Consider the following 26,052-nt stretch of genomic DNA (forward strand, 5'->3'; position numbering starts at 1 on the left):
TTTATTCTCTCCATTTCATTCGTTTATTTTTTTGTAATAAAATAACACCGCCCCTTAACCGATTTGAGTCGATTAACGAAAGGTGTTTCAAATTTAACTAGCTATAACTAATCCCAAAATCCATCATTTGATTTGACGACATTACTTGTTTCTTTCTTTTCAGGTTTTACATCCTCCCGAACAGTATTTTCATCCCCTTTCACGGTAGCAGTAACCTCAGAAGACCTTCTCTGTAGATGAGTTTCTTTAAAGGTATGACTAACATCCTCTTTCAGTTTATCAGATGAACATGGTTGTATTTCTGGCATTAATTCTATTTCTACTTTTGTTAAATCATCTGGCCTTTCAGAATTAGGGATTTCAAGTTCAGGTTGATTGATAGGAACATTCGCGATATCTGTTGATTGTTCTTCTTGTAATTTATCAGCCCCTTTCACTTTTGTTTTATTCATTCGTACCTGAAAACGAACAAACAGATTATCCTTCGATACATCCTTCGTCTTTTTACTCTTCGCATTTTTAAAAGTCTTTTTGTCTTCCCACTCCCTCAACTCCTTCCAATTTCGTGGAACAAAGTTTCCTTTTGCTAGTGCTGGTTTCTGTGGTGTGCCGTCTTCTAAAAGTTTATGGACAAAGTTAAACTTCGGGATTCCATCCATTAAATCTGTTGGATCAAAACGATATTCTTCATCTTCTGTATCTCGATAAGAGTCTGGAAATAGTCGTGGCAACAATATCCGGTTCTTATATGTGCTTTGCCGCATAATGACTTTATCTTTACCAAATTCATCCGCAAAATCTTGGGCATCTTGTGCTGATATACCTCCAAAACAGATTTTGTTTCGACATGACGTAAGAATCGCTTGTTTCATCGCCTTTGGACCAAGACTTCCCGACTCGATTTCAAGTTGGCCAAGAGATTGCGTCGCAAAAATACCCGCTACCCGATATTCAGCAGCGAGCGATAAGAAGATTTCTACATCTGGATTAATATAGCGACTGTATTCATCGACAATCAAAAAATGGGGAATACGTGTATCTTCTGTTCCTGGCCTCCTAAATGTTCCGTTCTGTAAATGCATAATCATAAACTGTCCGAATGCATCACCTGCTTTCCGTAGTTTACCAAGTGCAGTATTGACCGCTAGGACGCCGCCTGTTGCTAGATGCTCGTCAATGTTAACGTCGCTCTTGCCCGTCATGATAGTTCTTAGCGATTCATTACTAACAATGTTTTCGAGTTGCGCTCTTAAACCAATGACAAACTGCTGATATTTCTCACGCATACTACCGAGTAATTCCGCCTCGAAGAAGTGAACCAAATCCGTCATACCATCACGATGTTTTAATTCCGATACTTTCTGCTGTAAGACGTTTTGATCACGAAGCGTATTCATTACATCTATAATGTCCATGTTGTTCCCGTGTAGTTCTTTGAGTAGTTTTGTAACATTACGTGCCGAAAGTTCCTGAACGGTAGCGAAAAATGCATCCTGCTTTCCGAACAAGCCTTTTAATACAACGACTGTTGCCTCCGCTACTGTGTCCGTGTCACCTTCCATTGGATTAAATCTAGCTGAATTCGTTTTTTCAGGATCAACATGCGTACACGGGATATCCATTTCCTCGCACATTTCGGCAACCATCGCTGCTACATCACCTTTTGGTTCTACAACTGATATGCCCAAAGGGACTCCGCGTTTCTTTTGAAGTAGTAATTGATAAATCATTGGTTTCAATATTGTTGCCGTCTTTCCGCAACGTGTGGGTCCTACAGCAAGCATATGTGTAAAACAGTCGCTCCCTTGCCATACAATTGGCATTCCCATCTGCCACAACTCCTTTCATTTTCACCTCTTGATCCAATCCCACTTCCCAAAATAAGCATGGATCTGTTCCATTTTGAATAATGTGTGGTCATTTTCTTCAAAGCTGAACAATGTTTGAATTATTTTCGAGATTTTGAACCTGAGTAGTTCTAAGTGTTCTTTACTCTGTTTTCTAATTATCAGCTGATTGGTCAGTTCACCTTCTTCCCATAATAATTCAGGCAACTCATGAACATTGTGCGAAATACGCTTTATCCAAAATTGCATATCCTTTTTGTAGTTTCGGCTGTTTATTCTCTTCAATAATAAATGAGATGTTTCAAGTATAAGAAAACCCAACTCGATTAATTTGGTTGGGCTTTGCTTAGCTATATGAACTTCTACTTCCGGGAAGATATACAGATTATTTCTGTTAGTCTTACTCTTAAAAAACACTTTACGACTCCCCTTTCGTAAAAACGGCAATAAAAATAACACGCTTCATTCAAATGCTGAATAAAACGTGTTAGGGATTGATTGACTGAAAAACTATTTTAATTCAATTAAACTCAAAAACATAATCTTCAAGCGTCCAACTTTCCCCCAAATCTCTTGGGTGTCTGGGTTTTTTTCCAGTTTCATCTGCAAAACATTTAACTTTCTCTTGAAAACTTTGTAACAATCTTTCTACTTCTCGTTTTCTATTAATATGATTACTCCTTGTCCAAGCTACAACTATTACGTCAGAACTTTTAAATGCCTCTACTAAATAGTCATTATTTAAGGACTCATAATCATTATCTCTTTGAGTAAGTAATTTTGGATCCGTAGTCATGTAAGCAAACAAATTAACAATGGTCATTGAACCATAATCACTATCTACCATAAAGTTATTAACGTTCATTACTGTTCTATCTGTTTTTAACATATCTGCTTTACTCGGGTTAAGCATAATCACCGTAGCTTTTTGTTTATCATCATCCCAAGACCTAGTTAATTGATACCTATATAAATCATTATCTGACATAATCGCAATTGATTTGGTGGTTGTCTCATGAATTTTAACCACTAGCTTAAGCCTCCTAATATCCAATAAGCATACTCCGTTTCGGCGTTCAAAAAAACGCTCGGATAAACGTTCTAAAAAATTCACTAACTCTTTTCCGACAAATCAATAGCCATGCCACGCAAATGTTACCGCTTGGACTTCTTCATTAATTTTCTCCACATAGTATTTTCTAAAGCTTTCAACTGGCGTAGACTCACTTGTGGTAATCGAATAGTATGATGTCGTTTTTGTGTTTTTATCAATGCCATACCACATCTTTATCGTTTCAAAGAAATTCGATTCTTCTTCACTTACATTTTTAATCCATAATTTCGTTGCTCTCGTGATACTTGTAGATTCATTTTTAAATAAATGATCAGATTTCTCTTTGCCATTCTCAACCGTCACTGATATGTCTGTATTATACTCCATTAAACCGCCCACCTCCCTTTAATTCATCCTTCGACATAAAAAGTCAATATCCTTTTTTGCCCCGTTAACACCCAGAGTCTAGCTTTGAAAAATACACCTCAATCGGTACAATCACTAATCTATATTCAAATCGATGGCGAAAGTCTATTCCTAGACAGCAAATATCATATTTTGTTGAAATAATGGTAAATCAGTTAATTGTAAATGACTATGATAACTCCATAAAAAGTCCATTTCCAACTTAATTATCATTGGTATCCGTTGATGCACCCAATATGATTCTTACTTCTCCCCGTTCAATTCTTTCCTTTTCCTCTTTCCGTTTTTCAAAATAGCTTTTGTTCGGCTGTTCCTCGATTCGCTGGTTCCCCCGTTTTTTCTTGTAGGAGATCTCGGCTCGTATGAAGACAATATTCAGGTATATTCCCGTTATGCCAAGCAATACCAAAGTTAATTTCATCATTGTCAATCGGGATAGAAATTTTTCCATGTCCCAGATTGAATAGACAAGACTAGCAAGGAACATAGCCCCGAACAACGTCAGACTGATTGACATTAGTTTGTCTAACTTCTTATTTCTTGACTGCTGCAACTGCTTCACGATGAAGTAGGTGGCCAGAGCTATCAGTCCAGAAACCAGGATTAATTTTGCTGAGGGAATATAGACAGCGTTGTACATGATTGTGACACCCAACGCTGCCGAAAGAAAGCTAATCACCACTATAATTACTTGCAACTAGATCACCCCTTTCTGCTTCGGGCACTCGACACTTCCAAATTCAACACAAATACAAGCTCATCAGCTAGTAGCTCACGCATAGTTCTGTACATTCTCTTTTGCTCTTCTTCCCCTAGATGCACCGCTATTTCATTGTTAAGTCCCTTTTCGTGTGCCGTTAGTTTTGTCATCTCCAGTAGTTCGGGTATAACCTGATTAGTATTATGCATTATGTTTTCCCCTTTCTTGTTTATACTATTTGGTTTTAAAATGTCTTTTGAAGAACAGTTCCTTCTATATAAATAGTCGTTTAGATTGCGGACAGATAATCCACGAGATCCCCTGTATCAATTTCAAGGTAATCAACATGATGAATCGATGCTAATAACTGTTCATGCAAAGCCCGTGTATTTGAAGTTGTGACTACCAGCACTTTCCGACCGTCTAATTCGTACATTTCTTTCCGGTATTGTTTGATGTTATAAACTTTAACTAAATCTGTATCCAGCAAATTCACCAAATACTTTTCTTCGCCATTGTGTCTAACTACACGCTTTAATCCATCATGTTGCTTCATTCCACTTACAGAAGATGTTTTGAAGGACAAGTCGTAGATTTCGTAGTCCTCCAGAAACTTCATGACATTATTTTCATCCTCAAATAGACGGAGATAGTATTTGGCAAAGACAAATGGGAATATTTTCAAACTCTCGCATTTCACGATCAAACCGTCATCTGCTGAAAATACATTGACGATTGTGGTAAAACTGTTTTGGCTTTTTGCAAATACCATATAGTTTGGATAATTGGATTCCTTTATCTCTTTTACTGTTTTGTTGAGATTCATTTTGCTGATACCGTGCATGAACATATAAAATAAGTAGCCTACTTCTCTAGGACTCGTTAACATCCCCTGTACGTTGGCCCCACGGTTTAATTCATACTCTACTTTGACCTGTCGACTGTCTTTCATGAGCCATTGATATTTTTCTAAGTCAATCATTATATCGTTACTGGATAACAAGAACGGAAGATGCCGTATGTTCACACGCAGTTGGTCTGCACTCCGTTCAACAACCACCCCCTGCTTGCGTAAGCAGGTGATGCCCGTTTCACTAATTCTATGGTAGTTCCCTTGTCGTTTCTGATTCGCAAGGTATCCACGGATTGGATGGGTGCTGATTAATTTACTGTTTCGCAACAATGTTAATTTCTTGTACGTGTACCACTTCGTCATTTCGTAGCGTCGCATGATCTGCTCCGTACTCAACGCTCGATGTTCGTAGAGACCAGTGAGTATCTCAATATCACGAGCTTGCAGAATCTTCACCGCTTGTTTATTACCCGTCTTCGACATGCGTTCCCCTCCTTTTTGATTGTTCGCCCCGGCTGTTTATTTTCGGTCACTTCTACACTGCGCTACGAATTGATTCAACTAAACTACTTGGATTTTGCTTTGATTTTCTTAATTCGCAAGTAATGAATGATTGTGCTGTATCCACAAATGTTTATACAGCATAAACAGGGTACAATATTAGCTGATTTCTTGTATCCAATATTAGGGGTTTCAAAATTCCTTAATATTGGATATGAATCTTAGCATCATTATCTAGGTGCAATATGATGTTTTCCAGACATAGATTAACCCCAAAAAACCGCTGCGGAGACACCGCCTTTTTCTTCACTGTCCATCTCGACTAATTTTTTCTTTTTGATTTCCTTTGCTTTATATTCGTCGATTATCGTTTCTTTTCTGAACTCTTCTACAACAGTTACCAAGTTCCGGTGCCCGTCTTGCAAGTAAGACATGAAGTTCGAGAAGTTGTCTTGCGATACTACATAAACTTGAACGTGGTTTTCCTTAGGGTCAAGGAATCCTACATCAACATTCCATACTTTGGACCAGCTATCATCCCCAATTAAACCCGTTTGACGTATAGCATCTTGAATGAGTTTTCTATTCCTGTTGTCTAAATCGCGTATCTGCATGTTGTTAAAGTAATGGGCTGTAATAATGACCGATTGATCAAATTTAATATCTATCTTGGAAAAATCATACGCATCCAACGTTGCACGGTAATAATAGTGTCTAATCAACGCCAGGTAATCTCTGTCATCCTCTTTATAAACGGGTAATGCGCCCTCATATGAGAATTGAAAGACAGGATAACCATTGAGAACCATTGGTTTTACCTTCGCCATTGGGTATACGGATGTTCTTTTAATAGCAGCATCATTTCCACCTAACTTATTTATTTGTAACATTAGGTACACCTTCATTTCCTCGATGTTTTTTAATTGCTTAAATAGCATCTTCTTTTCAGATTCCACAAAATCCATTCCTTTCTTGTTTGGGGACGTAAATTCACCTCTTAAACCCTTAATACAGAAGCATTCTTGAAACTCAACGTCGGACGTTTATAAAGTTTTTCCAACACGAATAACCTAACGTCAGACGTTAGGATTCCAGAACCTTATAACAGCAACGTTTGTAGGGCACTTTCACGTCGGACGTTCATTTTCTTCAACGTCCGACGTTGCTTATCCGAAAAACTGTTCTATCAACGTTTATACCTCCGATTAACGTCGGACAAATCATATTTTTATATTTATTACTTTCCAACAGCCATGTATTCCGTCAAATACGGCATCGGATCTTCTTTTCCACCGGCACGAATTATCTCAAAATGCAGATGGTTTCCGGTTGAGGTTCCCGTTGAACCACATGTGCCAAGTACATCACCTTGAGAAACTACATCATTTATTTTTACTTTCGTGGAGTTTAGATGGGCGTACAATGTAGAGACTTCACCGTGATTGACGATTACATGTAGCCCGTATCCGTTTGACCAACCTGTTCCAGAGGCAAAAATAACATTACCACTTTGGGCTGAAAGGATGGGGTCATTATTTGCGCAAGCAAGGTCTACACCTGTATGCAGTCTTACATCACCATGCACAGGGTGTGTTCGATAACCGAATGGACTCGTAATTCTTAATCCATTTAATACAGGAAGCATCCAGTCGCCTACAACATGTACTTCGCAGTTCATCGTTAGCCCACCAAATTGAGCTACCAACGTAGTAACATTTGGTCCCCAATGTTTATTTAATCCGGTTGGATCATTGTCTGCTCCAATTGGGGCATACACGCTACCTAAATCTGCAATCGTTGTTAAACCGTCCTTAATAATACGATTGTGCAGCGTATTCCCCATTGCATTTAAACCATCTTCAATTGTAGGGAATGAATATAAATACTTACTTCCTGTTGCGGGGTCCATCAAACCACCGGGATTGTTTTTCACCATAACCGCCGATGATGTTCCGAATCCCGTTTCATGAAAAGCTACTGCGGACATCAACACGGGGTCTATGCCGTACTTTTCTGCAACATCAATAAATACTTGCCCTTTGCCTGTAAATTTTCCAGCATCATTAAATTGAGCGAAGAATACTGTTTCACTAATTTCTCCATCAGCACGACATATCGCACCACCCCCAAAGTTCATCTGTTCATCATCTTCTTCTGTGAAAATTACAAATACCCCGAAGAAAAGAAGAAGGGCAAGAAGCGAAAACATTAATAGCAAAGCTGGGCTGGCTATAACTGGTACAATCCATAACAACTTTTTCATAATCATTCACCGAACTACTTACTCTTAAAAAGAGGTTTTGTTCGCTCCCTCCTCCCTATCTTTTATCTTCATAGTTCAAGTAATACTCAACAATTTGAAATTTACGGCTGTCGTCTTTTTCAAACATCAAACTATAAATATCTGTATCCTTTCTGGTTTTTCCATCACTAGTAATCACTTCACTTATAACTACCGCATCCCATGAAATAGCAATTAATGTCGGGGCAACAGGTTCTTTAATCTCCACTGACAGTACTTTTCTTGAAACGATTCCTTTCACATCTTTTAACCCCGTAATCATTTCTTCTTCACTATCCCTCAGGTAACTGATATATCCTTGATCCAGCAGTCCCTCAACGGATTCCAAATGTTTAACAGGTGAGTCCTTATCAAACTCATGAAACTTTAAAGCAAATTCATTTGCAATTTCCATTGTTTGCTCCAAATCCTTATTGCTGAACATATCATTTTGAGTAGGCTTTTTTGAAACTTCTTCAGGCACTTTCAAATAGTTCTTTTCAGGATTCTCTTCTACAACACTATTATCTCCACTTTCTTTCCTCTCGGAATCAGCCCCTTCGTTTTCATCTAAACTTTTTTCTTTGGTTCCTTCTTTTGAAGCATATTGCCAAATATTTTCTTCCTCATTTCCATTGGGGGTTTGCATTGAATTATCATCTTCACTTTCCTTTTTTCCTTTATCGACAAAACCGATAATAAAACCCAATAATAAAAGCGTGACAGCTAGACCCATCACGCCATAAGAAACTATTCTTTTTGTTTGCTCACTCACTGAAAGTGTCAACTCCTTTTTCTAGTTATTATGCTAGTTTCAAAAAACTCATTTACTACTCTGGAAAATCATCTAACGATTTCAGGTTATTGCCTTCAATAATAGCTTTTCTTTCCTTTTCCAATTCGATGGCCCTTCTTTCATTTTCAATGTTGCTAGCAAACGTGTCTGCAAAACCATTTTTCCATTCGCCTTTTTCAGCTTGTTCAACTACCAAATCGAAATGTCTGTTCATTTCACTTGGACTGACATTGTTTAAACCGCGATCACCTAATGTGTCCAGGGTTTGATTAATCATTTCGGGTGGCACACCTTTATTCGCAAGCCCATTTGTCACCATTGATTTATTCAAATGAAGTTCATATTCCACTTCACCGTATACATCTTGCTTCTCTTTCTGTAGTTGAATCGTTTTTCTTTCATCCGCAATCCCTTTTGCAAATGTCGTAGCATAGTCATCATTCAATTCGCCTTGTGTCATCAATTTGTCGTGTTGCGAATGCAATTCTTTTGGACTTACATCATGCAAACCTTGCTGATCTAAAGCAGTAATTGTTGCATCAACCATTTCTGACGGGATTCCTTTGTCAGACAGAACTGCTTTTGTTTGTTCTCGTTTTTGTTCTCTTCCGGCAAATAATAAATCTTTTTCTTTTTCGATTGCATTGTTTCTTCGGTCATCTGAAATACCTTTAGCAAACGTTTGAGCAAAATTACCGTCTAAATCACCTTTATTACTAATTTTCGCAAATTGCTCATTCAGTTCTTCATCACTTAAATTAGTTATCCCTTCTTTTTCAAGGGCTTCCTTCGTCTCCTCTTTCATTTCAGGGGTCAAGTTTTTGTCATCCATAAAGCCGTCTAACTTCCCCTTGTCAGTAGCTGATAGCTTTGCAGCTTGTTGAGTTTTTGTCATCTTACTCAAGTGAGCAAGATGTTGGGCTTTCATGGCAGAGCCAGCAACGTCACTTATGCCACCTTCACCTGTTGCAACCTTACCAACGGAACCACCAATTGCTGCACCTGTCATAGCACCAGCTGGACCACCAACCGCAGCACCCGCAACAGCACCGCCAACGGTAGCAACGTTTTGTACACCTTTCTTAAATGGAGCTGTGAACGTTCCAGAACTTTCTCTTAGATCACGAATTGCATTCGATCCAGACGAGAATATATCTTTAATTCTGTTCCGTAGGATGAAAATTGTTCCGAACAATAATAAATTAAAGGTTGCTGCACCCACATAGCTATAAAATGGATTGGAAGCTCCATTTATCGATTTAAAATCACCAGCGTAAATAATATCTGAAATTACAAATACAATTAACGCAATGAATGATACAAATATCTTCAAAGCTAACGGGATACCTAACTCGATGAAATATCGTTTCAAAACATTGAATTGTCCTGGAATTGCACCAATCAGTAAAGCAAAGGGCGCAAGAGCTGCAATGACCATAAACCAGAACTGAAATAGAATTAAACAAAGTGATAATAAATAGATTGGTAGTGAGACAAGTCCATTAATCATCATGTAGAAATATGAGAAAGCTAATCGGCTATTTACTGCTGAGTACTTCATCATGTTATTAGAGTAGCTATCCTTCGAAGCTTCTTGTTTCACAACTTTAGATTGTCTTTCCTCACCAACCGGTTCTTTTAAAATACTTTTCACACGAGTAATTCCCGCATTCCTATCTCCTTCGCCTAAAGCCTCTACATCATGTGTACCGTATTGCATATACAGGTATGGCCTGTCGACGAACATTCCCCAGATGCTATCCTTCATTTTGGTTCTGGGATCACTAATATTTGATTCTGGGTCACCAGATTGATTTGGAAGACTTACAACAAATCCACTCAAATCTGTAGTTATTTTATTGGCTCCCGTTAATAATGCTGTATAGTTTGCAAACATTAATATTGCTATTGTTAATGCAATAACTGTTTGAAAAATTGTTGAAAACGACTCAAAGAAAGCACGTTTTAGGATGAATACATACAACGCATACATCCCTGTTATAATCGCGATAAGTTTCACTAAATTTCCAAAAAGACCGTTTCCGATACTAAACGTTCCACCAGAAATTCCTGTTATATTAGATATTACAGATTCCAATTCCACGATTATTTTCTCGGTAAAGTCAGCAGTGTAAGCCAAGTCATACAAAACCAACATGGTGTAGGTCAAAAATATATTTATATCAAGAACAATATTGTTAATCAAATTGACCATTTCACTCAACTTGTTTCCTACATTTTCTTTAACATCTGCCCAACCGAAAAGTTTATCATAAGTATCTGCCCAAAAACTTTCCCCATCATCAAACGATTCCACATCTTTATCAGATACTGCATCTAAATGGTAATATGATTTTCCATCATCTTTAAACTCACCATATTGATCCGTAATAATATCCATGATATCAGACATCTTATTCGTTTCTTCACCATCATTTGCTATACCGGAATGAGTTACCCCCATACTAAAAAACAAAAATATCATCATGAATACTATGAATATTATTTTGTAATTAAACTTCATATAATTTTAGGCAATAAAAAATAACCCTTTGCACAAAGCAAGGGTTACTCATAGCCTGTTACCTCCTTCCGTATTTAATTTCTAATTCGTATCCTTATTCTTTATCTTTTATCGGTAACTCATGAAGGACAGTACCTGTTTCAGTATTATCATTGGTAATAACCTTTGGCTTTTGTCCATAAAACGATTCGACTGTCCACTTTTCCTCATCATTTTGTTTAACTATTATCCAGCTATTAATTAAAACATCTTTGTCATCTGGAGCACGATACCTGTAATATACTTCCCCATTTCCCTCATCATACAAGTTATCGTATCTTCTCAATTCATACATTCCATTGAGTTTTTCAAATTCATCTGGCAACCTATGTCTATCTAAAAGGTAATCTCTATCTTCTTCCAATTCTTCAATACCTTCAGCCGATAAATATTTAAGAATCTCAGGATAGTTCTGTTCTATCTTAACCACCATAAAGTCATGCGCTATTTCATCAGTTTCTTTAAATACTTCTCCATATTTCTTCGCATTAGCATTTTCTTCTTTTTCTATCGTTTCGCTTTCTTTCCCATCCGAATTACAGCCCGCAATTAGAATAGTCATACCTAACACTGCTGCTAGGCTTAGTATACGTTTTTTATTCAATATGACACTTCCTTTCGTTGAGTTGTATATTATCATACTACTCTATCTTTTTCACGCTCCCTTTCCTCTTCTGATGACGTAGAAGAATCGAATGCATCTAATAACTCAACAAACACCGGATTAATTTTCACAACGGCAGAACGACCATAAATATCTTGAAATAAAGCTTCACCACGATCCAATGCTTTTAACGTTTCGATATTTGCATTTGTTTTGGGTAGGTTCAAATAACTTAACATTTCTTCCGCTTCACTAGTTTTACGCAATCCAAAACTAAATTTCATTCCCATGTTCGCAACATCATTTCCATGGTCAGAAGCATTTTGCGACCCCTTAATCAAAGTCGTGTTATAGAATCGACCCATTCGGACAATAAAGTCCATTAATTCAGCCCCAATTGGACTTCGTTCAATTGCACTTGCTTCGTCTTGTAGAATGAACTTGTGTGTACCTCTATCGCTTTTAAACATGTATTGCTTTGTCCAAGCAGTGATTGAAATCATAATTGCTTCCGATATTTTGTGAATCGTTCTAGCGTTCTTCTTCTCACTAGATGATGGCAAGTTAAGGTTTTGAATCATAAGTACTTGAATCGGTTTGTCATGTTCTAACACTTTAAAGTTTTGCCCCACTTCCCCAAATAACAACATGGAGAGTTGATTGCGTTTCAACGTCTCTAGCGTACCTTTCAGCCGTTCTAGTGCTTCATAGCGGCTATTCGACATACTTTCTGGACGACGGTCATACAACTCATGTAAATAGGTTAGAACCCTTCCAATACATGGATCATCTTCATTTGATACTTCTTCAACTGCTTCACTCAAAATATTGTAAGCATCTTCGTTCAAATTAATGTTTGCCAGATACGAAAGAATGTCCATAGTAATGTCTTTCGCTTCCTCAATACTTGTACTTGTTCTAAATGGGTCAAGTGAACCGGCATCGTCGGGATCAGAACCGAGCGTCCAAACTTCTATGAACTCTTTCGGAATGAACGGGAGTCCCTTATCCCATCCTGTTCTATCACCTTTAGGATCTATGATTAACCCTTTGGAGCCAGTAAGTGTTGCAAGATAAATAAACAAATTCATAAAGAAGGATTTTCCTCGTCCCGTCATCCCAGCAACGAGAACTGAAATTGAATCTACTACGTTACCAAGCCCATCAAATGCCTTGGCTGCTAAATCGGGCTGGATGAAGACTGGCTTTGAAAACTGTGAAGTATGTCCGATATAGAATCCTCGATTATCCCCAATGTTTGTAGTAGCACCGAACATCATTCCAGCTAACACACCAGGAGCAACTTCCATCTTATAATCATCGTGATACTTTTTTGAACCGGGAATAGCTTCTAATAAGAAATGAACTTGCTCACCATAAGGAGCGACAATTTTCAGGCCGTACTTTGATAATTCATTTCGCAACAAACCAACCCTCGTCTTTAATTGTTCTTCGGTTTCGGCAGTTACTTTAAAGACGAACGATACAGCAAATCCAGGAAATCCTGTTTGCTTAAAATAATTTTCCATTTGGATTGTTCCACTTTGTGAAACATCGACACTCATATCCACGTCTTGACCGCCCTTTTGAGCTTCATTGCGTTGATCTTTGAATTCCAACTTTGCATTACTTAATTTTTTCTTAATTATTTCATTCGGTTGATTTTCCGCGCGAATCGAAACAGTTAACGGAAAAGGCATTCGCAATTGAATCCGGTATAGCCATTCACTACCGGGATGATGCTGAACATCGTCCATATATTCAATCGTTAAGTATTGACAATACAGACTTTCAATCTCATTCGCATCAGTAATCCGACTCAACATCAATGTCTTAGGACCAATTTCTTTGATATTCGTATTTTGCACATCAAAGAATTCCTTCTTATTATTACGAATCGCTTTATATTTCTCTCCTTGTTTATCAATCCCTTCAACTTCTTTACCAATTTCATATGAATTACGAAGCTGAACATCCGTATTGTTATTTCTTGTGCTAAAACTTTTTTCAATAATAAATACTAATTCTTCCGTCGTTACTTTTTGAATCCGTGAACCGAATGAGTTAGCTATTGTTGATTCGATTGACACCGCTTGGCTTTGAAAAGCTTTTATTTGGCTTTCTAAAATGTCATCGGGATACAAACCGACCGCTTGATATAACGGTGAACTGAAGCCTTCAATAAACTTCTTAACAGATGTAAGGGCGTTGATACCAGCATTACCTGAAGCATATTTATTTTTCTCGGGATCTAGCTGAATACCAATGTAGTGATGATACTCACTGGACTCATTCAATTCTCGTTCATTTTCTAAAGCTCTTTTGACTTGATTTATATACTGAATGCCATTTTCTTTCAACGGATAACTTTTCATATTCATTTCATTAATTGTAGCGTTCAAAATACCTGTAATATTCGTCGGATTAGGAATCACTAAATAATGTAAATCAAGACCGATGTTTGTTAGAAAAGACATCTGTTGTTGAAATGGGATTATTTTCTCATCGTCTTCTAAGAAGTCATAATTAAATCCGTCTATTTTGTAATATGCCCAAACTGTTCTATCATGGGCAAATATTAAATTATTTTCTATATGTTTAATCGGAAACTCGATTTTCAATGTGTTCCACTTCCTTCATAGTTTTTTAATAACAAAAGAAGCCGCAAATTAAACACAGCTTCTTTCGTTATCGTTATTCTGCATCCTCGTTCGGTCCGATAGAAATAACGGGTTCTTCTGGTTGTTCCGAATCTGTAGGGTTTGTCGGTTCTGCTGGTTCTTCCAGTTCTGTATTTGGAGTTCCAGGTTCTACTGGAACTGTTGGAAGTTCTGGTTCAATTGGGTCAATCGGTTCCACTGGGTGTACAGGTTCCGTTGGGTCTTCTGTTTCTGTGGGAACTTCAGGATCGGCAGGTTCTACTGGAATAGTAGGTATTTCTGGTTCTGACGGTTCTACTGGTTCTACCGGTTCCTCGGGATTAATAGGTTCAGTTGGATCCTCCGTTTCTTCCGGATCAGTCGGGTATTCGGGTTCAATAGGTTCTACTGGATTAGTTGGCTCTTCCGGGTCTGTCGGTTCTTCTGGTTCAGCTGGCTCTATTGGTTCCTCTGGTTCTGCTGGATCAACAGGAACTACTGGCTCCTCCGGTTCTTCTGGTTCCACAGGGTCCGTTGGGTCTTCTGGAATTATAGGATCCTCGGGTTCTAATGGTACGTCAGGTTCTACTGGATTCTCAGGCTCTGTTGGTAACACTGGATTTGTTGGTGCTTCTGGTTCTTCCGGAATTGTCGGTACTTCAGGTTCCATTGGCTTTGCTGGAACTAGCGGTTTTTGCGGTACAGTTTGTTCTTCTGGATTCGGAGATTCAATTGGGTTTGTTGTTTCTTCTTGTTCTACCGGTTCCGAAATAACCGGATTAGATGGTTTCTCTTGCTCTATCGGCTTCTTAAAATCTACTGGTTTAGTTGATTGCACGGATTCAATTGGCTTTTCAAGCTCCACTGTCTCTATATTTTCTTCCGGCACAACGGAATCCTTTAGCACAGGTTCTGTCATTGCTACATCGTTGGAAGATATTTTAGTTTTTTCCTCTTTTGCAACAGCAATAATGGAGTCATTCAGTTCTTTAAAATCATCTTCCTCATTAAAGAAAGATATGTTTTGGACATCATTCTTTTTAACATTCGCAATGGAATCGTCCAAATCCAAGTATTCATCATCAAAGAATGTTACATCAGATTCTTCATTTTTAGCGGCCTGTGCAATCATCACTTCAAGGACATCTTCAGTTTCTGTTAATTCCTCGTCGAAAGTATACCTCTCAACGACTTCACCATCATCCTCTTTCTTGATCTGCTCTTCATTTTTTTCTTCTGTGGTTTTTTCTTTCAATATGTTATAGCTGGTATATCCTACACCACTAGCTAATACGGCTGACAGGGCAATTGCTCCAACCACCGTCACTTTCTTCTTCATATCTTTATTTTCAATTGACAAGTAAACTCCTCCTATGAAATACCTTTTTATACTTTCCCCTTAGATTCTTCAGCTTCTTTTTTCTCTTCTTCCATGCCTTTGGCATCCGTTTTCTCCTTGATATATGAGTGTAATGAGTTATCATCAATGCTTTTCGCAAATTCAAGAGCCTCATCTTCACGTCCTAAAGCGATATAGGCATCAGCAATAATGTAAGCTCGTCTATCATCCATCTCCATTCTCTCTGCACTTTGATATTCAATTACCTTTTCGTAATCGTTATTTAACGCAGCAACTTCAAATGTGATTAATGCAGAATCAGTTTGTAAATCTAGTAGTAACTTGAGCTCTTTTTTCACGACATAGTAACCAACAATTGATTTATCAAACTCTGGAACATAATCTAATGCTTTTTGTGTATTACCTGACATTAAATACGTAAACAACACGGCATTTCTATCTGCTTTTTCCAATTCATCAAAGTCTAATTTATCGAAGTTTTTAACTGCATCACCATATTTTTGAATAGCCGCAGCCCGTAATCCTAAAATGAGGTTTTCATCAATAGGCAAAACTATTTTTTCTGTACCATCCTTATTTACCTCATGAGGCGAATCCAAATTGTTAGCGATGGCATTAGCTTCACCGAACTTAAAATCCGTCAATGTATAAAGGAAACCGAAAACCAATGCGACGCTTAGTACTATTGTGAAAAGAACAGTAATACCAGTTGTCACAAGTGGGCTCCGATTTATTCGCTTTCCGACTTTTTCCGGATGCTTTTCTGCTTGTAATTGCTCCGTTTCTATTTCTGGTAGTTGTTCATCTGCCACCTTCTCGACCACCTCTGTTTCATTATTTTTATAATTGACTTGTTCCACACTAGCCATTTTTCCTTTATCTGGAATTCTCTTCATATATTCAATTGCGTTCTTTCGTTTTTCATCAACCTCTGTTGCGATAGATACATCATCACTTTCTGGATGTACAAGTTCATTAAAAGTAAAGTAGTTATGAAATTGATAATCCTTTTCTTTATCAACTTCTCTACCTCTATAAACCGAGCTGTCCTTTATCTTTCTTGCTTGATACAAAATAAAAGAACGAAAGAAGTTTACGGGTGATCTACCTTCCGTTCCTACATCTGCAAGTAACCATGCCAATCCTATTGGTATAAGAATTAAGATCCCTACAGGTATCCAATTAACTAACCGCCCAATTCCAGGGGTAAAATAGATAGTAGCCTCCACGATTGCTATCACAAAGAAATACAAAACCGCTTTTAACCGGATTGGTCTGCCTAGTTCTAACCCGAATATTTGATAGAGCTGACGTTCAAAACGAATGAAGTTATTCAGCACATATAACGGAATCTTGTTTATGTCTTTTCACCTCCAAGCTGTCTACTTCAAAACAAATGGCAAGAGGCGCTCTATTAGTACAAGCCCTCTTGCATGTAAAGCAAATAAATTCAGTTACCTAAATTCAATTTCTCAGCAATAAATTCGGATATGTTAATTAATATTTCTGGTTGTACAATGAAGATTCCGATGAACGCAAGGCCGATAACAACACCAATCATCGCAATCCATGCTCTCTTAAATGCTGTCACAATCAATGCAACAAAAAGAACGATGAATAATGCCCACTTGATTTCTTGTGAGAACCATGTAAATAACCCTTCTAAACTCATACAATTCACCTCCCTTTAAAATAAAAAAATACAGACACAATTGTCTGCACCCACATACTGCTTATTCATTTTCTGTATCATTTTTATCCAGTCGATTGCTTTCAGCATCGTGATTTTGATCCTGATTATCTTCCTCGACTTCCATACCTTTTTCAATTTCTGCTTCTGCTTCTGCTTTTTTCTTGCTCTTTAACTCATCAATGTATTGTTTATTGTTTATGAATAACACGGTGTAACGCATTTCCTTTTCAACCAATACAAGAATGTAGGTCGATATAAATTCGATTCCTGTATTGGGGTCCGCTAACACAACCTCCGTTCTTACAATTTTCTCACTCACTTTCTTACCCTCAAATATTTCTGTATTCTTCAAGCTAACAAAATCCATTGTTTTATTAAGACCATTTTGATGTTTAGGGTCCTCAACAATGTATGTTAACTTGTCTTTTGTATCATTTGCATACGCTTCGAAAAACGTTTCCAGGAAAGCCCGAATGTTTTGCATGCTTCCATCATTAATCGGTTTTAACCCCTCCGTTTCAGACTCAATACCTTTACCTACTATCTCTTCATTCATATACGTGAAGCTTGGAAGTTCATAAACTGCGAAACGACTTTCTTCAACGTCATATAAGATTGGAACAGATATATACTTCACTGTTTCAATCTTTTCAGGCACAACGGGTTCATCTTCTGTCGCTTTATCATTCTCCTTGTTTTCTTTACCGGTAGGATTTTCAAAATTTATTTTAACTTGAAAAATGACTCGTGCTCGATTGTCCCCCAGATCTTCAACTTCTTTTAAATGTATATTTTCTCGTAAAATCTTTGAATTCCACTTCTTATCACCTGTTGCGGCAAGATCACTTAACTTTTCGGGCAAATAATAACTTAACTTCATTTTTCGTTGAGCACGATCTTCATTACCATTATTCCATGTGAAGTATTCTGCTACAAAGCCTTTTGAAAACTCTACCCCCTCAGCAGCTAAAGCTTTATTCACCTGTAGATTATCCGCTTCATTGCCGGCATTCGAACTCCCACTGGATGAAAACACATTTACGACAACAATAAAAAGCATAAACAAAAAAAGCATCCAGAAAGTAAATGCACCTAGCTTTTTGGCTCGATACCCTTTCGGTTTGCTTTTCTTTTCAAGTTTCCGCATCTCTTTTTTACGTTTTTCATTTTCAGATGACTTTTTGAATACATCCATCGACTTTTTTACAATACCATCCTTTTTTCCATTGGATTTCCCTAACTTCTTCCGCAAGTTTTGTGGACCTCCTTCTTTTCTTTTTGTTCAAACTTTACACGACCCATCACATTCTTTTTGAACTTCCTACCATAATAAAAATAGCGACAATTAATAGCAGCGTAGTGATTGTCCCATATTTAACAAGGGATGATTCATAAAGAGTACCGATGTGCATTTTCAGTTCCTCCCACAACGGGACTAAGGTTGGAAACTGTTCTAATAATAGACTACCGACAACAGCGATTAAGAATATCATTAGGATGATTCCGATAATTGTTTTAAACACGAATTCACCTCCCTTCAAGGAATTGCACGATGATTTCCCCTTTTATTAATATGAATAGTTAACCTATCTTTTAGGGGAGCTTGATCTATTTAGACTCTTTGCAATTAACGAAGCAAAAAATATCATGCTTATGAAACGACCAAAACGATTCAATTTCCTTGTTAGTCCTTCTTGATTGTTAAAACGTTTATTTCGCTTAGTAGCATCTGGCTGGATATAACTCGAATGTTCTTTTTTAAATATTTTTATAGCGTCCTCTTCTGTTCTTGCTCGTCCTTTCTTCATATACTCAATCATTTTCACCAACTTCTCTTTTGAATGATACAAAGGGATTATAGTAGATTTAGTCATTAACGCATTTTCTACCGTCTTAATATTTGTTTGAAGCGCTGCTATATTTTGCTCAAAGAAAAGTGATGTTTCATTTGCTCCTGCTCTGGATTTGTTATATTTCCTAACAATAAAGTTATAGGCATAAATAAACAGAACAATTATCGCAGTATATATTGCTGTATAGAACAGAAAAACAGGTGTGTAGATGAAAATAAAAAGATCCACACCATTGCGGATATAATTAACAAGCACCATGAAAATCGGCACCCATATGAAAAGGTGTTTTACCATTTTGCGTACTGTTGCTTTACTTACGGTCCTTTCATCCATTGGATTCTTATAAGCTGTTTCCAATTCTACTAATTCATTTTCTAACATTTCTTTTAGTATCACAGTTCTATAGGTTTCTTCTATATTCAATAGCACGAGATTACTCCTTTCAATTTAAATTGATAATAATGATACTCTGTAACGCGCTTTCAATCCTTCTAAATTTACTTCTGGCATTTCTACGCAGTAATAATCTGTTCCGTGATGCTCAATCCTACAGAGCTTGTAATAGCCTCCTTCTTTCATTTCTAAATCCTCTTGCCAAAGATCAAGAAAAGCACCACTTGTTAATTCAAAGCTATTTAATTCATACCTGTCCCTACTATTTCTTCGTAAATAGCCTTCAATTTGAATTTCCTTACTCAAATCAACAATTGATGCATATGCTTCTTCAAGTCCTAATTTAGCTTTATACAGCGTGAAATACCTTTGCACATCTTCCGCATTCAAATTAAAAACATTGATGTTATCCATCAGTTCATCCATTTCCTTCAAAAGCCGTTTTATTGTACTACCTGCTTTGCGGTAGCTTCCTACGGTATCTTCTACTAACTTCATTTTAAAATCCCCCCTCTTATTTATTCGCAATCGTTAATATGAACTCCCTAAATTCAATAACTGAGTGGAACCCTAATGCCTCTCTAATTTTCTTTTTTGTTACGCCTTCTTCAAGCAGCGTTCGTATTTCTTGAGTTGTAATCTCTTGTTTCTTTTCCAGAATTGCTTCGATGTTCGTATCTGTATGCCATAGCTCGTCACCTACGCTTCGCATTCTTTTATAGTTGGGACAGCCCCCACAAATCGTTTCGACAAGTGTCTTGATTTGTGAGCTATCCCCCGTCATTACTAAACCTCTATATTCACAGGAGTCACACACTCTCAGCGTTTCAGATACTTTCAAAAACTTTTTCTTTTTTCTTTCACGCAACTCTTCTTTTGTCCTACCCATTTCAACACCTCCCTTTAATTAATCAAAATTAACACCAAAAGACGATAGCATCGCACTCGCGCTATCGTCAATCGCCTGTTCATTCATTTTATTGTCGTCAGGTTTGTTTACTTCTTCACTTTTAATTGCTACAGCATTCACTATCTTCACTAGCAACTCCTGATGTTGCAATTCTTGATTTTCTTTTAACGACTTTATTTCAGCCAAAAGATCTTGGATTCCTTGCTCCGTTTTCTTTCCTTCCGACATCGTACGAAAAGCGAACCTCAGCATCTGCCGAATTGTTTCACTTCGCTTATTATCCGGGACTTGTTGAAGTAATTTATAAATTTCTCTATCCTCTTCTTGCAAACGAAAGCTATATCGCTTCTCCCAATTAACACTCATATCAAATCACTGAATTTCGACGCTCTAATTGTTCAAATACTGATTTTCCTAATCTTAAATAACCGATGGTGTTTGCAAACTGGCTTTCAGTAATCTTAACCAATCGATTATCAAAGTGAGGCTGGATGAATGGCTCAAAGAGTTCTCCTCCACCACCGGCCAAGAATATCGCATCAAATAGATCAGATTCTTCAGCCCATACATTTTTTAATCGGTCAACAATATTAGTGGCAATGGATTTCTTACTCGACTGAATGATATTACTGAAATCAATTTTGTCTCCTTTGTATGTCAATTTTTCGTCTTTTAAAATGCGTGAAATGTAATGTTCACTTAAATCAGCACCACCTGTTTTGGTTTTATAGGCTTGACGGATATCCCTATATAAATTGTTTACACCGTCGTCCACCGTTCCAGATAGCTTTGCTTTAGGAACAAATGAACCGTTCTGTTGAATCTCAACTACAACAAAGTCCGTTGTCCTAAATCCGATATCAACCAATCCGATAAGCGTTCCTTGATTCATTAGATGGGGATAGGTATATTTCCCATCGTGATTAATTAATGCTGAAAAGATAGCTGAAGCACCTTGTGGAAACACTAAAGCGCGTTCAATATTTACTTGTTTAGCGCCATCTATTAGTGGACCTGATTTCCATTCAATTTGGGATTGGATCCCCGTAATAGACGTTTGAAAATCCTTTGCCTGGGCTTGGTAGAAATCCAGTGGAAGTCCCGTTGACAAATTTACAGAACCCCCTCTTCCGTCGGTGACAAGTTGAATAGCCGTATTAAGTAGAATGTGTGTGTACATATGATTAAAGCGTTCACGTTCAAAGATACGAGATAAAGAACGTGATTCATTTGCTAGTTCTCCCACAAAATAATCTTCACCTTTGATTGATACATGTATATTCGCTAAGTCGTTTGGTGTATCTCCGAGGATATTTGTAATTCCCCTGTCGTATCCTTTCCCAACCAACGAAGGAAAAATTATTCTCTTTCCTGATGATGAAATCGCTTTGACATAGCCATAACCTAAATCCACTGCAACGTTTTCCAATTTTTTACCTCCTATAAATTCAAATTACTTTTTTAAGTACAACCCAACCTATCGCTATAACAAGCAACAGTCTCGTGATTCTGTCTATCCACATAAAACTGAATGATGGAATTGCAATCCCGACAGATTTAGCTGACGGATAGAAGAGTTTCACTTTTCCGGTTAACATGTCTCCTGCAATATGGGCAAGTATCCCTGCACTTACTGACAAAGCCACCCATAATTCTGTAAACGGGTATATAAAAATCCCTGCTAATAACGTAAATAGCAGGGAGTGTGTAAAAGTCCGATGACCAAATATAGAATTAAGTGGTATAGCTATAAAGAAGAACAACTTTCCAAACTTAGACTTCGGTTCATCAAGATCCGGCAGCACACCTGCAATTCCTCCTACCACCGCTCCTCGCCAATCACCCCCCGTAACTGTATATCCGGCTACAATTCCTGATAAAACATGTGTGGACCATTCCATGAATCAACCTCGATTCTAAATTATCGTTTACTTCCTTCATTTTTTCATATCCCAATTTATATCCCCTTCCTTCCTATTAATGATTTTGTTCCTCTTAAAAACAACCAAAACATTTCGATTGCTTTTGACAGGTACAAAAGTTTTTACGTTTCACATATTCCCGTTCAGTTGTGTTGTACAAAATACTGCTTAAGGGAAATTGAAGAGTGATACATGGGATTTTTGCAACAAAAAAACACTGAAATTATTCAGCGTTTTTTGGTTATTATTTTATCGTGCTTCTTAAACAATCGCGCCCGATTGTAGAATAACACCTAGTAACTACTTAAATTCACTTCTAAGCAAATATACAACATCATAGTTTTTCAGTTCGTTAACTCGAACTTGAAAATCAATACCGTTTCTGACGCCAAGTTGACGGAAAGGGAGAAGGGGTACATCATTTTTTTACATAATTTTAAAAGCCGTTCCCTATACAGGAAACGGCTTTTACATAAGACAAAGCAATATTTAGCAGCAGATGCTATTCATTATCTTGAACTTCTACCTTATCTTGTTTCCAAGCAGTACCTACTACGACTAACATGCTTACGACGCCAATCCAAACAAGCGTGGAAACAGGCGTGCTCCAAGTTAAGCCTTTCCTAAAGAAAAACAACTCTCGAAGCCCTTCGATCATAAATCGCATGGGTAACCAAGAATAAATCCAGTTTTGGTAAAATGAAGACATCATTTCAGGTGCCAAGGCCAATAAAGGTGCACCGAAGAACAGCATTAAGATAAAGAGCGGAATCCCCGGAATCCCGACTAATGAAACGACAGCCAAAATCATCAGGAAGAAACTAAAGGATGTAATTGATAAAAATAAAGCAGTATCCATGAACTTCGGAATATTTAAGCCCAACATGCCATCCGCTATCCAAGTTAAGCCAAATCCAATGAACAAAGCAGCAATTGCGCCCATCAAAATTTGACCAAACTTCATCCTAATATTCTCATTTCTCGTCCTGACTGGCATTTTACTAACAACCATAAAAATGATTGCAGCACTAATCAAACTTGCCATCCATAATGGTTGGAATAAAGTTACAGGGGCGTTACCGCCTGCACTGTTTTCTCCAACCTCATTTACATGTATTACTGTTTTTGTAATAGGCATCGCTAAACTTGATGCTTGTTCTACCGTTAAAGTCCCCCCTTGTGCCTCAAATCCTTCTAGCAGTTGCGTACGAACCGTATTGTTCATGTTGTCAACTACGCCATTTAACACTTGACCTGCTATTGTTGATGCGGCCATGTTCATTCCTTGGTTGATATAGATTTCAACTTCAGGTGACTCAGGCGCTGGTGACTGCAAGGATACTTGCTTTGCACTAAAATCTTTTGGGATCACGAAGGCTGCATAATACTTTTGATTATCTAACCCCTTTTGAACAGACGCCATACTCGTTTCGTTCACCCATTTAACAGCAGGCTCTTTTTCAGCCTTTGCCATTTCTGTCATCATCTCGACAATGGTTTCTCCCATATTCATTTTTGGCTGATCAGGAATTTCTACGCCTTGGTCTTCATTAAAGATTGCTATGGGCAATTTTTTCGGCTGAACTTGGACTGACGGGAATAATGTGAGCGAGAAAATAAAAACAACGGCCAATGCAATGATAGGTGTTAAAAGAACAAGTCTGTTTTTAAACATTTTGATTTATTCCTCCTTCTATTTAAGTTATGATAATGAACAACGTGTTGTTTATATATTTAGTATATATAGAGACTGCGTCTTATTCAACAGTCAAAAACCGCAGAAGTGTTGGTTACACAACACTTTCTATACATCCGTTGGTTATAAGGAAGGAGGATTTTACTTTGGAAGATAATAAAATGGATTTACGAGTGGTTCGAACAAAAACTGCTATTCGCGATGCCTTAGTAGTGTTAGTTGAAGAAAAAGGATTTGAAGCAACTACAGTCAAAGATATTACCAATAAAGCAAAAATAAATCGTGGCACTTTTTATGCGCACTATGAGGATAAGTTTGACCTTATAAACAAATGTTTGGAAGAAGTGATGCAAGACATGTTTAACATTGTAGAACGTGATTTTCCAGGTGTCATTGCCGAACTTGAAATTAATTCGACACCGGTTACCCCATTTCCCATCGCTGTGTCTATTTTCGAATACCTGGATGAAAATAGCGGCTTTATGAAAGCAATGTTAAGTTCAAAAGGAGATTTATCTTTCCAGACAAAACTGAAAGACTTCATGTGGAAAACACTATTTGAAAACATTCCAAACCCATTTATTAAGGAGGATAACTTACTTGTCCCCAAGCAGTATTTAGCTTCCTATATCTCATCTGCTCATATAGGCGTCATACAGCAATGGTTGAATAGCGGAAGGAAAGAATCCCCACAAGAAATGGCACAAGTTCTTTCAACAATTGCAATCAACGGACCTTTTTTTGCGGCTGGATTAAAAAAGTGAATGCAAAAGAGACAGGTTGAAAACTGTACCTGTCTTTTTGCTTTTGTATTGTGGTTATAAGAATGTGCGACTTGTCGTCAATGGATTTTGAAAGATAAAAAACCCAATCCCTTGTATGTTTAGTGGGAATTAGGCTTTTGATGTTCAACAATAGCGCCCGTTAGCGAGATAGCAGTATGAACCCGTTGATTTCCGTTCCAGGCTCTAAGTGCGGAAAGATAAAGTTCAATCTTTCCCTGACGCTTTCCGCGGGCATGGCTTGAGCCTCCTCGTCGCTTCGCTCCTGTGGGGTCTCAAGGCTCATGCTATTCCCGCAGGAGTCACCGCCTTCCACTCCAATCAACTAAGTGTCGCTTCTAAACTTATTCCTTAAATGAACCCGTTACTTGAACAGTAAAATAGGATACTTAGTTTAATGGTCCATATATATCAATAAGTTTACCCGTATAAGCATCTATAACAACTGTTGGCTCTGAGCCGTTATTTTTTATCGTGACTTCCCAATTCATTCTATTTGTTAAGTTGTTCCAGAAACCATTCTTTTGATTTAGTGATACAACAACATTTTCTAATGCAGTATCATTCCAATCATAATCTGAAAATGTTTTTCCCCACTCCTTTGGTGGATTTTGCAAGTGTTTTTCTGCACTATCTATCGCTTCCCCTGTACTCATAATTGGTAACTGATATGAGTATAAAAAAAACATCACAATAATCATAACTAAAACAAGTAACAGTTTTTTCAAATGATCGCTCTCCCTCGTCAATTACCTGATCGTTATGTAAATCGAAGGCAAACTCCACGATTTGGCCCGATTGTTGAACTTCAAGAACTTTTCTAATACTCAATATCATTATAGCAAAGATACCCTAAATAACCTTTCAAAAAAGGAAAAGCATTCTAAACTTGATGCTAATTGAATCGTTACTTCAACTTTTATACCACTCAACTGAACGGGTTTGATTCACATAAATATTCACTATAATAAATTTGGATCATGGCGTTGAATGCGTTAAAACATGGGCTGAATAATTGAAGAGCTGAAAGAGCAGACATCGCAATCCTTCCCTTTTTTCCAGCCCAGGTTTTAATTCGTTCCAATTTCTATTTCCAAAACTACTGCAAAATAATAGGGTTTGCAATCTTTTATAAAACATAATGACATATCATACGCTTTAAATTACAACTAATTTCCT

The 26,052-nt window shown here is 37.5% G+C and carries 27 protein-coding genes; 1 reads left to right on the forward strand and 26 read right to left on the reverse strand.

The window, feature by feature from the left end; all coding sequences use genetic code 11:
- Window positions 1–107 precede the first annotated feature (107 nt).
- From MKZ26_RS10890 to MKZ26_RS11010, 25 genes are all read right to left on the reverse strand, one after another.
- Window positions 108–1,829, reverse strand: coding sequence for a type IV secretory system conjugative DNA transfer family protein (locus tag MKZ26_RS10890; RefSeq protein WP_340766204.1), 1,722 nt, complete (start codon window positions 1,827–1,829; stop codon window positions 108–110).
- A 21-nt stretch (window positions 1,830–1,850) separates the two neighbouring features.
- Complete coding sequence (locus tag MKZ26_RS10895) at window positions 1,851–2,264, reverse strand: hypothetical protein (RefSeq protein ID WP_340766205.1); 414 nt, start codon at window positions 2,262–2,264, stop codon at window positions 1,851–1,853.
- Between the two features lie 103 nt (window positions 2,265–2,367).
- A complete protein-coding gene (locus MKZ26_RS10900; protein ID WP_340766206.1) occupies window positions 2,368–2,877 on the reverse strand; it encodes a DUF1643 domain-containing protein in 510 nt (169 codons plus the stop codon).
- Window positions 2,878–2,979: 102 nt separating this feature from the next.
- Window positions 2,980–3,288, reverse strand: a complete 309-nt coding sequence (locus MKZ26_RS10905) for a hypothetical protein (RefSeq protein WP_340766207.1) — start codon at window positions 3,286–3,288, stop codon at window positions 2,980–2,982.
- A gap of 241 nt (window positions 3,289–3,529) precedes the next feature.
- Window positions 3,530–4,024: a hypothetical protein gene (locus MKZ26_RS10910; RefSeq protein WP_340766208.1), complete on the reverse strand. Its 495-nt coding sequence runs from the start codon at window positions 4,022–4,024 to the stop codon at window positions 3,530–3,532.
- Window positions 4,025–4,029: 5 nt separating this feature from the next.
- Window positions 4,030–4,236 carry a hypothetical protein gene (locus tag MKZ26_RS10915; RefSeq protein ID WP_340766209.1) on the reverse strand — a complete coding sequence of 69 codons (207 nt, stop codon included), beginning with the start codon at window positions 4,234–4,236 and terminating at the stop codon, window positions 4,030–4,032.
- A gap of 80 nt (window positions 4,237–4,316) precedes the next feature.
- The gene (locus tag MKZ26_RS10920; RefSeq protein ID WP_340766210.1) at window positions 4,317–5,363 is read right to left on the reverse strand and encodes a replication-relaxation family protein; all 1,047 of its coding nucleotides are present in this window, start codon (window positions 5,361–5,363) and stop codon (window positions 4,317–4,319) included.
- A 284-nt stretch (window positions 5,364–5,647) separates the two neighbouring features.
- A complete protein-coding gene (locus MKZ26_RS10925; RefSeq protein ID WP_340766211.1) occupies window positions 5,648–6,271 on the reverse strand; it encodes a hypothetical protein in 624 nt (207 codons plus the stop codon).
- Between the two features lie 347 nt (window positions 6,272–6,618).
- The gene (locus tag MKZ26_RS10930; RefSeq protein ID WP_340766212.1) at window positions 6,619–7,650 is read right to left on the reverse strand and encodes a peptidoglycan DD-metalloendopeptidase family protein; all 1,032 of its coding nucleotides are present in this window, start codon (window positions 7,648–7,650) and stop codon (window positions 6,619–6,621) included.
- Between the two features lie 49 nt (window positions 7,651–7,699).
- On the reverse strand, window positions 7,700–8,437 hold the full coding sequence (locus tag MKZ26_RS10935) for a hypothetical protein (protein WP_340766213.1): 738 nt from the start codon (window positions 8,435–8,437) through the stop codon (window positions 7,700–7,702).
- A 55-nt stretch (window positions 8,438–8,492) separates the two neighbouring features.
- Window positions 8,493–10,982 carry a CD3337/EF1877 family mobilome membrane protein gene (locus MKZ26_RS10940; RefSeq protein ID WP_445683416.1) on the reverse strand — a complete coding sequence of 830 codons (2,490 nt, stop codon included), beginning with the start codon at window positions 10,980–10,982 and terminating at the stop codon, window positions 8,493–8,495.
- A 94-nt stretch (window positions 10,983–11,076) separates the two neighbouring features.
- Window positions 11,077–11,625: a hypothetical protein gene (locus MKZ26_RS10945; protein WP_340766215.1), complete on the reverse strand. Its 549-nt coding sequence runs from the start codon at window positions 11,623–11,625 to the stop codon at window positions 11,077–11,079.
- Between the two features lie 32 nt (window positions 11,626–11,657).
- On the reverse strand, window positions 11,658–14,246 hold the full coding sequence (locus MKZ26_RS10950; RefSeq protein WP_340766216.1) for an ATP-binding protein: 2,589 nt from the start codon (window positions 14,244–14,246) through the stop codon (window positions 11,658–11,660).
- A 73-nt stretch (window positions 14,247–14,319) separates the two neighbouring features.
- Window positions 14,320–15,624, reverse strand: coding sequence for a hypothetical protein (locus MKZ26_RS10955; protein ID WP_340766217.1), 1,305 nt, complete (start codon window positions 15,622–15,624; stop codon window positions 14,320–14,322).
- Between the two features lie 26 nt (window positions 15,625–15,650).
- Window positions 15,651–16,964: a TcpE family conjugal transfer membrane protein gene (locus MKZ26_RS10960; RefSeq protein WP_340766218.1), complete on the reverse strand. Its 1,314-nt coding sequence runs from the start codon at window positions 16,962–16,964 to the stop codon at window positions 15,651–15,653.
- 110 nt (window positions 16,965–17,074) lie between these two features.
- A complete protein-coding gene (locus MKZ26_RS10965; protein WP_340766219.1) occupies window positions 17,075–17,296 on the reverse strand; it encodes a hypothetical protein in 222 nt (73 codons plus the stop codon).
- Between the two features lie 61 nt (window positions 17,297–17,357).
- A complete protein-coding gene (locus MKZ26_RS10970) occupies window positions 17,358–18,569 on the reverse strand; it encodes a conjugal transfer protein (RefSeq protein ID WP_340766220.1) in 1,212 nt (403 codons plus the stop codon).
- 49 nt (window positions 18,570–18,618) lie between these two features.
- The gene (locus MKZ26_RS10975) at window positions 18,619–18,840 is read right to left on the reverse strand and encodes a hypothetical protein (protein WP_099630314.1); all 222 of its coding nucleotides are present in this window, start codon (window positions 18,838–18,840) and stop codon (window positions 18,619–18,621) included.
- A gap of 63 nt (window positions 18,841–18,903) precedes the next feature.
- A complete protein-coding gene (locus MKZ26_RS10980) occupies window positions 18,904–19,593 on the reverse strand; it encodes a hypothetical protein (RefSeq protein WP_340766221.1) in 690 nt (229 codons plus the stop codon).
- 24 nt (window positions 19,594–19,617) lie between these two features.
- A complete protein-coding gene (locus MKZ26_RS10985; protein WP_340766222.1) occupies window positions 19,618–20,061 on the reverse strand; it encodes a DUF5348 domain-containing protein in 444 nt (147 codons plus the stop codon).
- Between the two features lie 16 nt (window positions 20,062–20,077).
- The gene (locus tag MKZ26_RS10990) at window positions 20,078–20,452 is read right to left on the reverse strand and encodes a hypothetical protein (protein WP_340766223.1); all 375 of its coding nucleotides are present in this window, start codon (window positions 20,450–20,452) and stop codon (window positions 20,078–20,080) included.
- Between the two features lie 18 nt (window positions 20,453–20,470).
- Window positions 20,471–20,839, reverse strand: a complete 369-nt coding sequence (locus MKZ26_RS10995) for a hypothetical protein (protein ID WP_340766224.1) — start codon at window positions 20,837–20,839, stop codon at window positions 20,471–20,473.
- A gap of 1 nt (window position 20,840) precedes the next feature.
- Entirely contained in the window at window positions 20,841–21,902 is a 1,062-nt protein-coding gene (locus tag MKZ26_RS11000; protein WP_340766225.1) for a ParM/StbA family protein, read from the reverse strand.
- A gap of 19 nt (window positions 21,903–21,921) precedes the next feature.
- Complete coding sequence (locus MKZ26_RS11005) at window positions 21,922–22,374, reverse strand: metal-dependent hydrolase (protein ID WP_340766226.1); 453 nt, start codon at window positions 22,372–22,374, stop codon at window positions 21,922–21,924.
- 523 nt (window positions 22,375–22,897) lie between these two features.
- Window positions 22,898–24,070 (reverse strand): YhgE/Pip domain-containing protein, encoded by a 1,173-nt coding sequence (locus MKZ26_RS11010; RefSeq protein WP_340766227.1) that lies wholly within the window; start codon window positions 24,068–24,070, stop codon window positions 22,898–22,900.
- A 167-nt stretch (window positions 24,071–24,237) separates the two neighbouring features.
- On the opposite strand from MKZ26_RS11010, the gene MKZ26_RS11015 reads away from it, so the two are divergent.
- Window positions 24,238–24,855: a TetR/AcrR family transcriptional regulator gene (locus MKZ26_RS11015; protein WP_340766228.1), complete on the forward strand. Its 618-nt coding sequence runs from the start codon at window positions 24,238–24,240 to the stop codon at window positions 24,853–24,855.
- A gap of 407 nt (window positions 24,856–25,262) precedes the next feature.
- On the opposite strand, the gene MKZ26_RS11020 is transcribed toward MKZ26_RS11015, so the two are convergent.
- Complete coding sequence (locus MKZ26_RS11020) at window positions 25,263–25,601, reverse strand: PepSY domain-containing protein (RefSeq protein WP_340766229.1); 339 nt, start codon at window positions 25,599–25,601, stop codon at window positions 25,263–25,265.
- Window positions 25,602–26,052 lie beyond the last annotated feature (451 nt).

This window comes from Sporosarcina sp. FSL K6-6792, assembly GCF_038004885.1.
GTDB classification, from domain to species: domain Bacteria; phylum Bacillota; class Bacilli; order Bacillales_A; family Planococcaceae; genus Sporosarcina; species Sporosarcina psychrophila.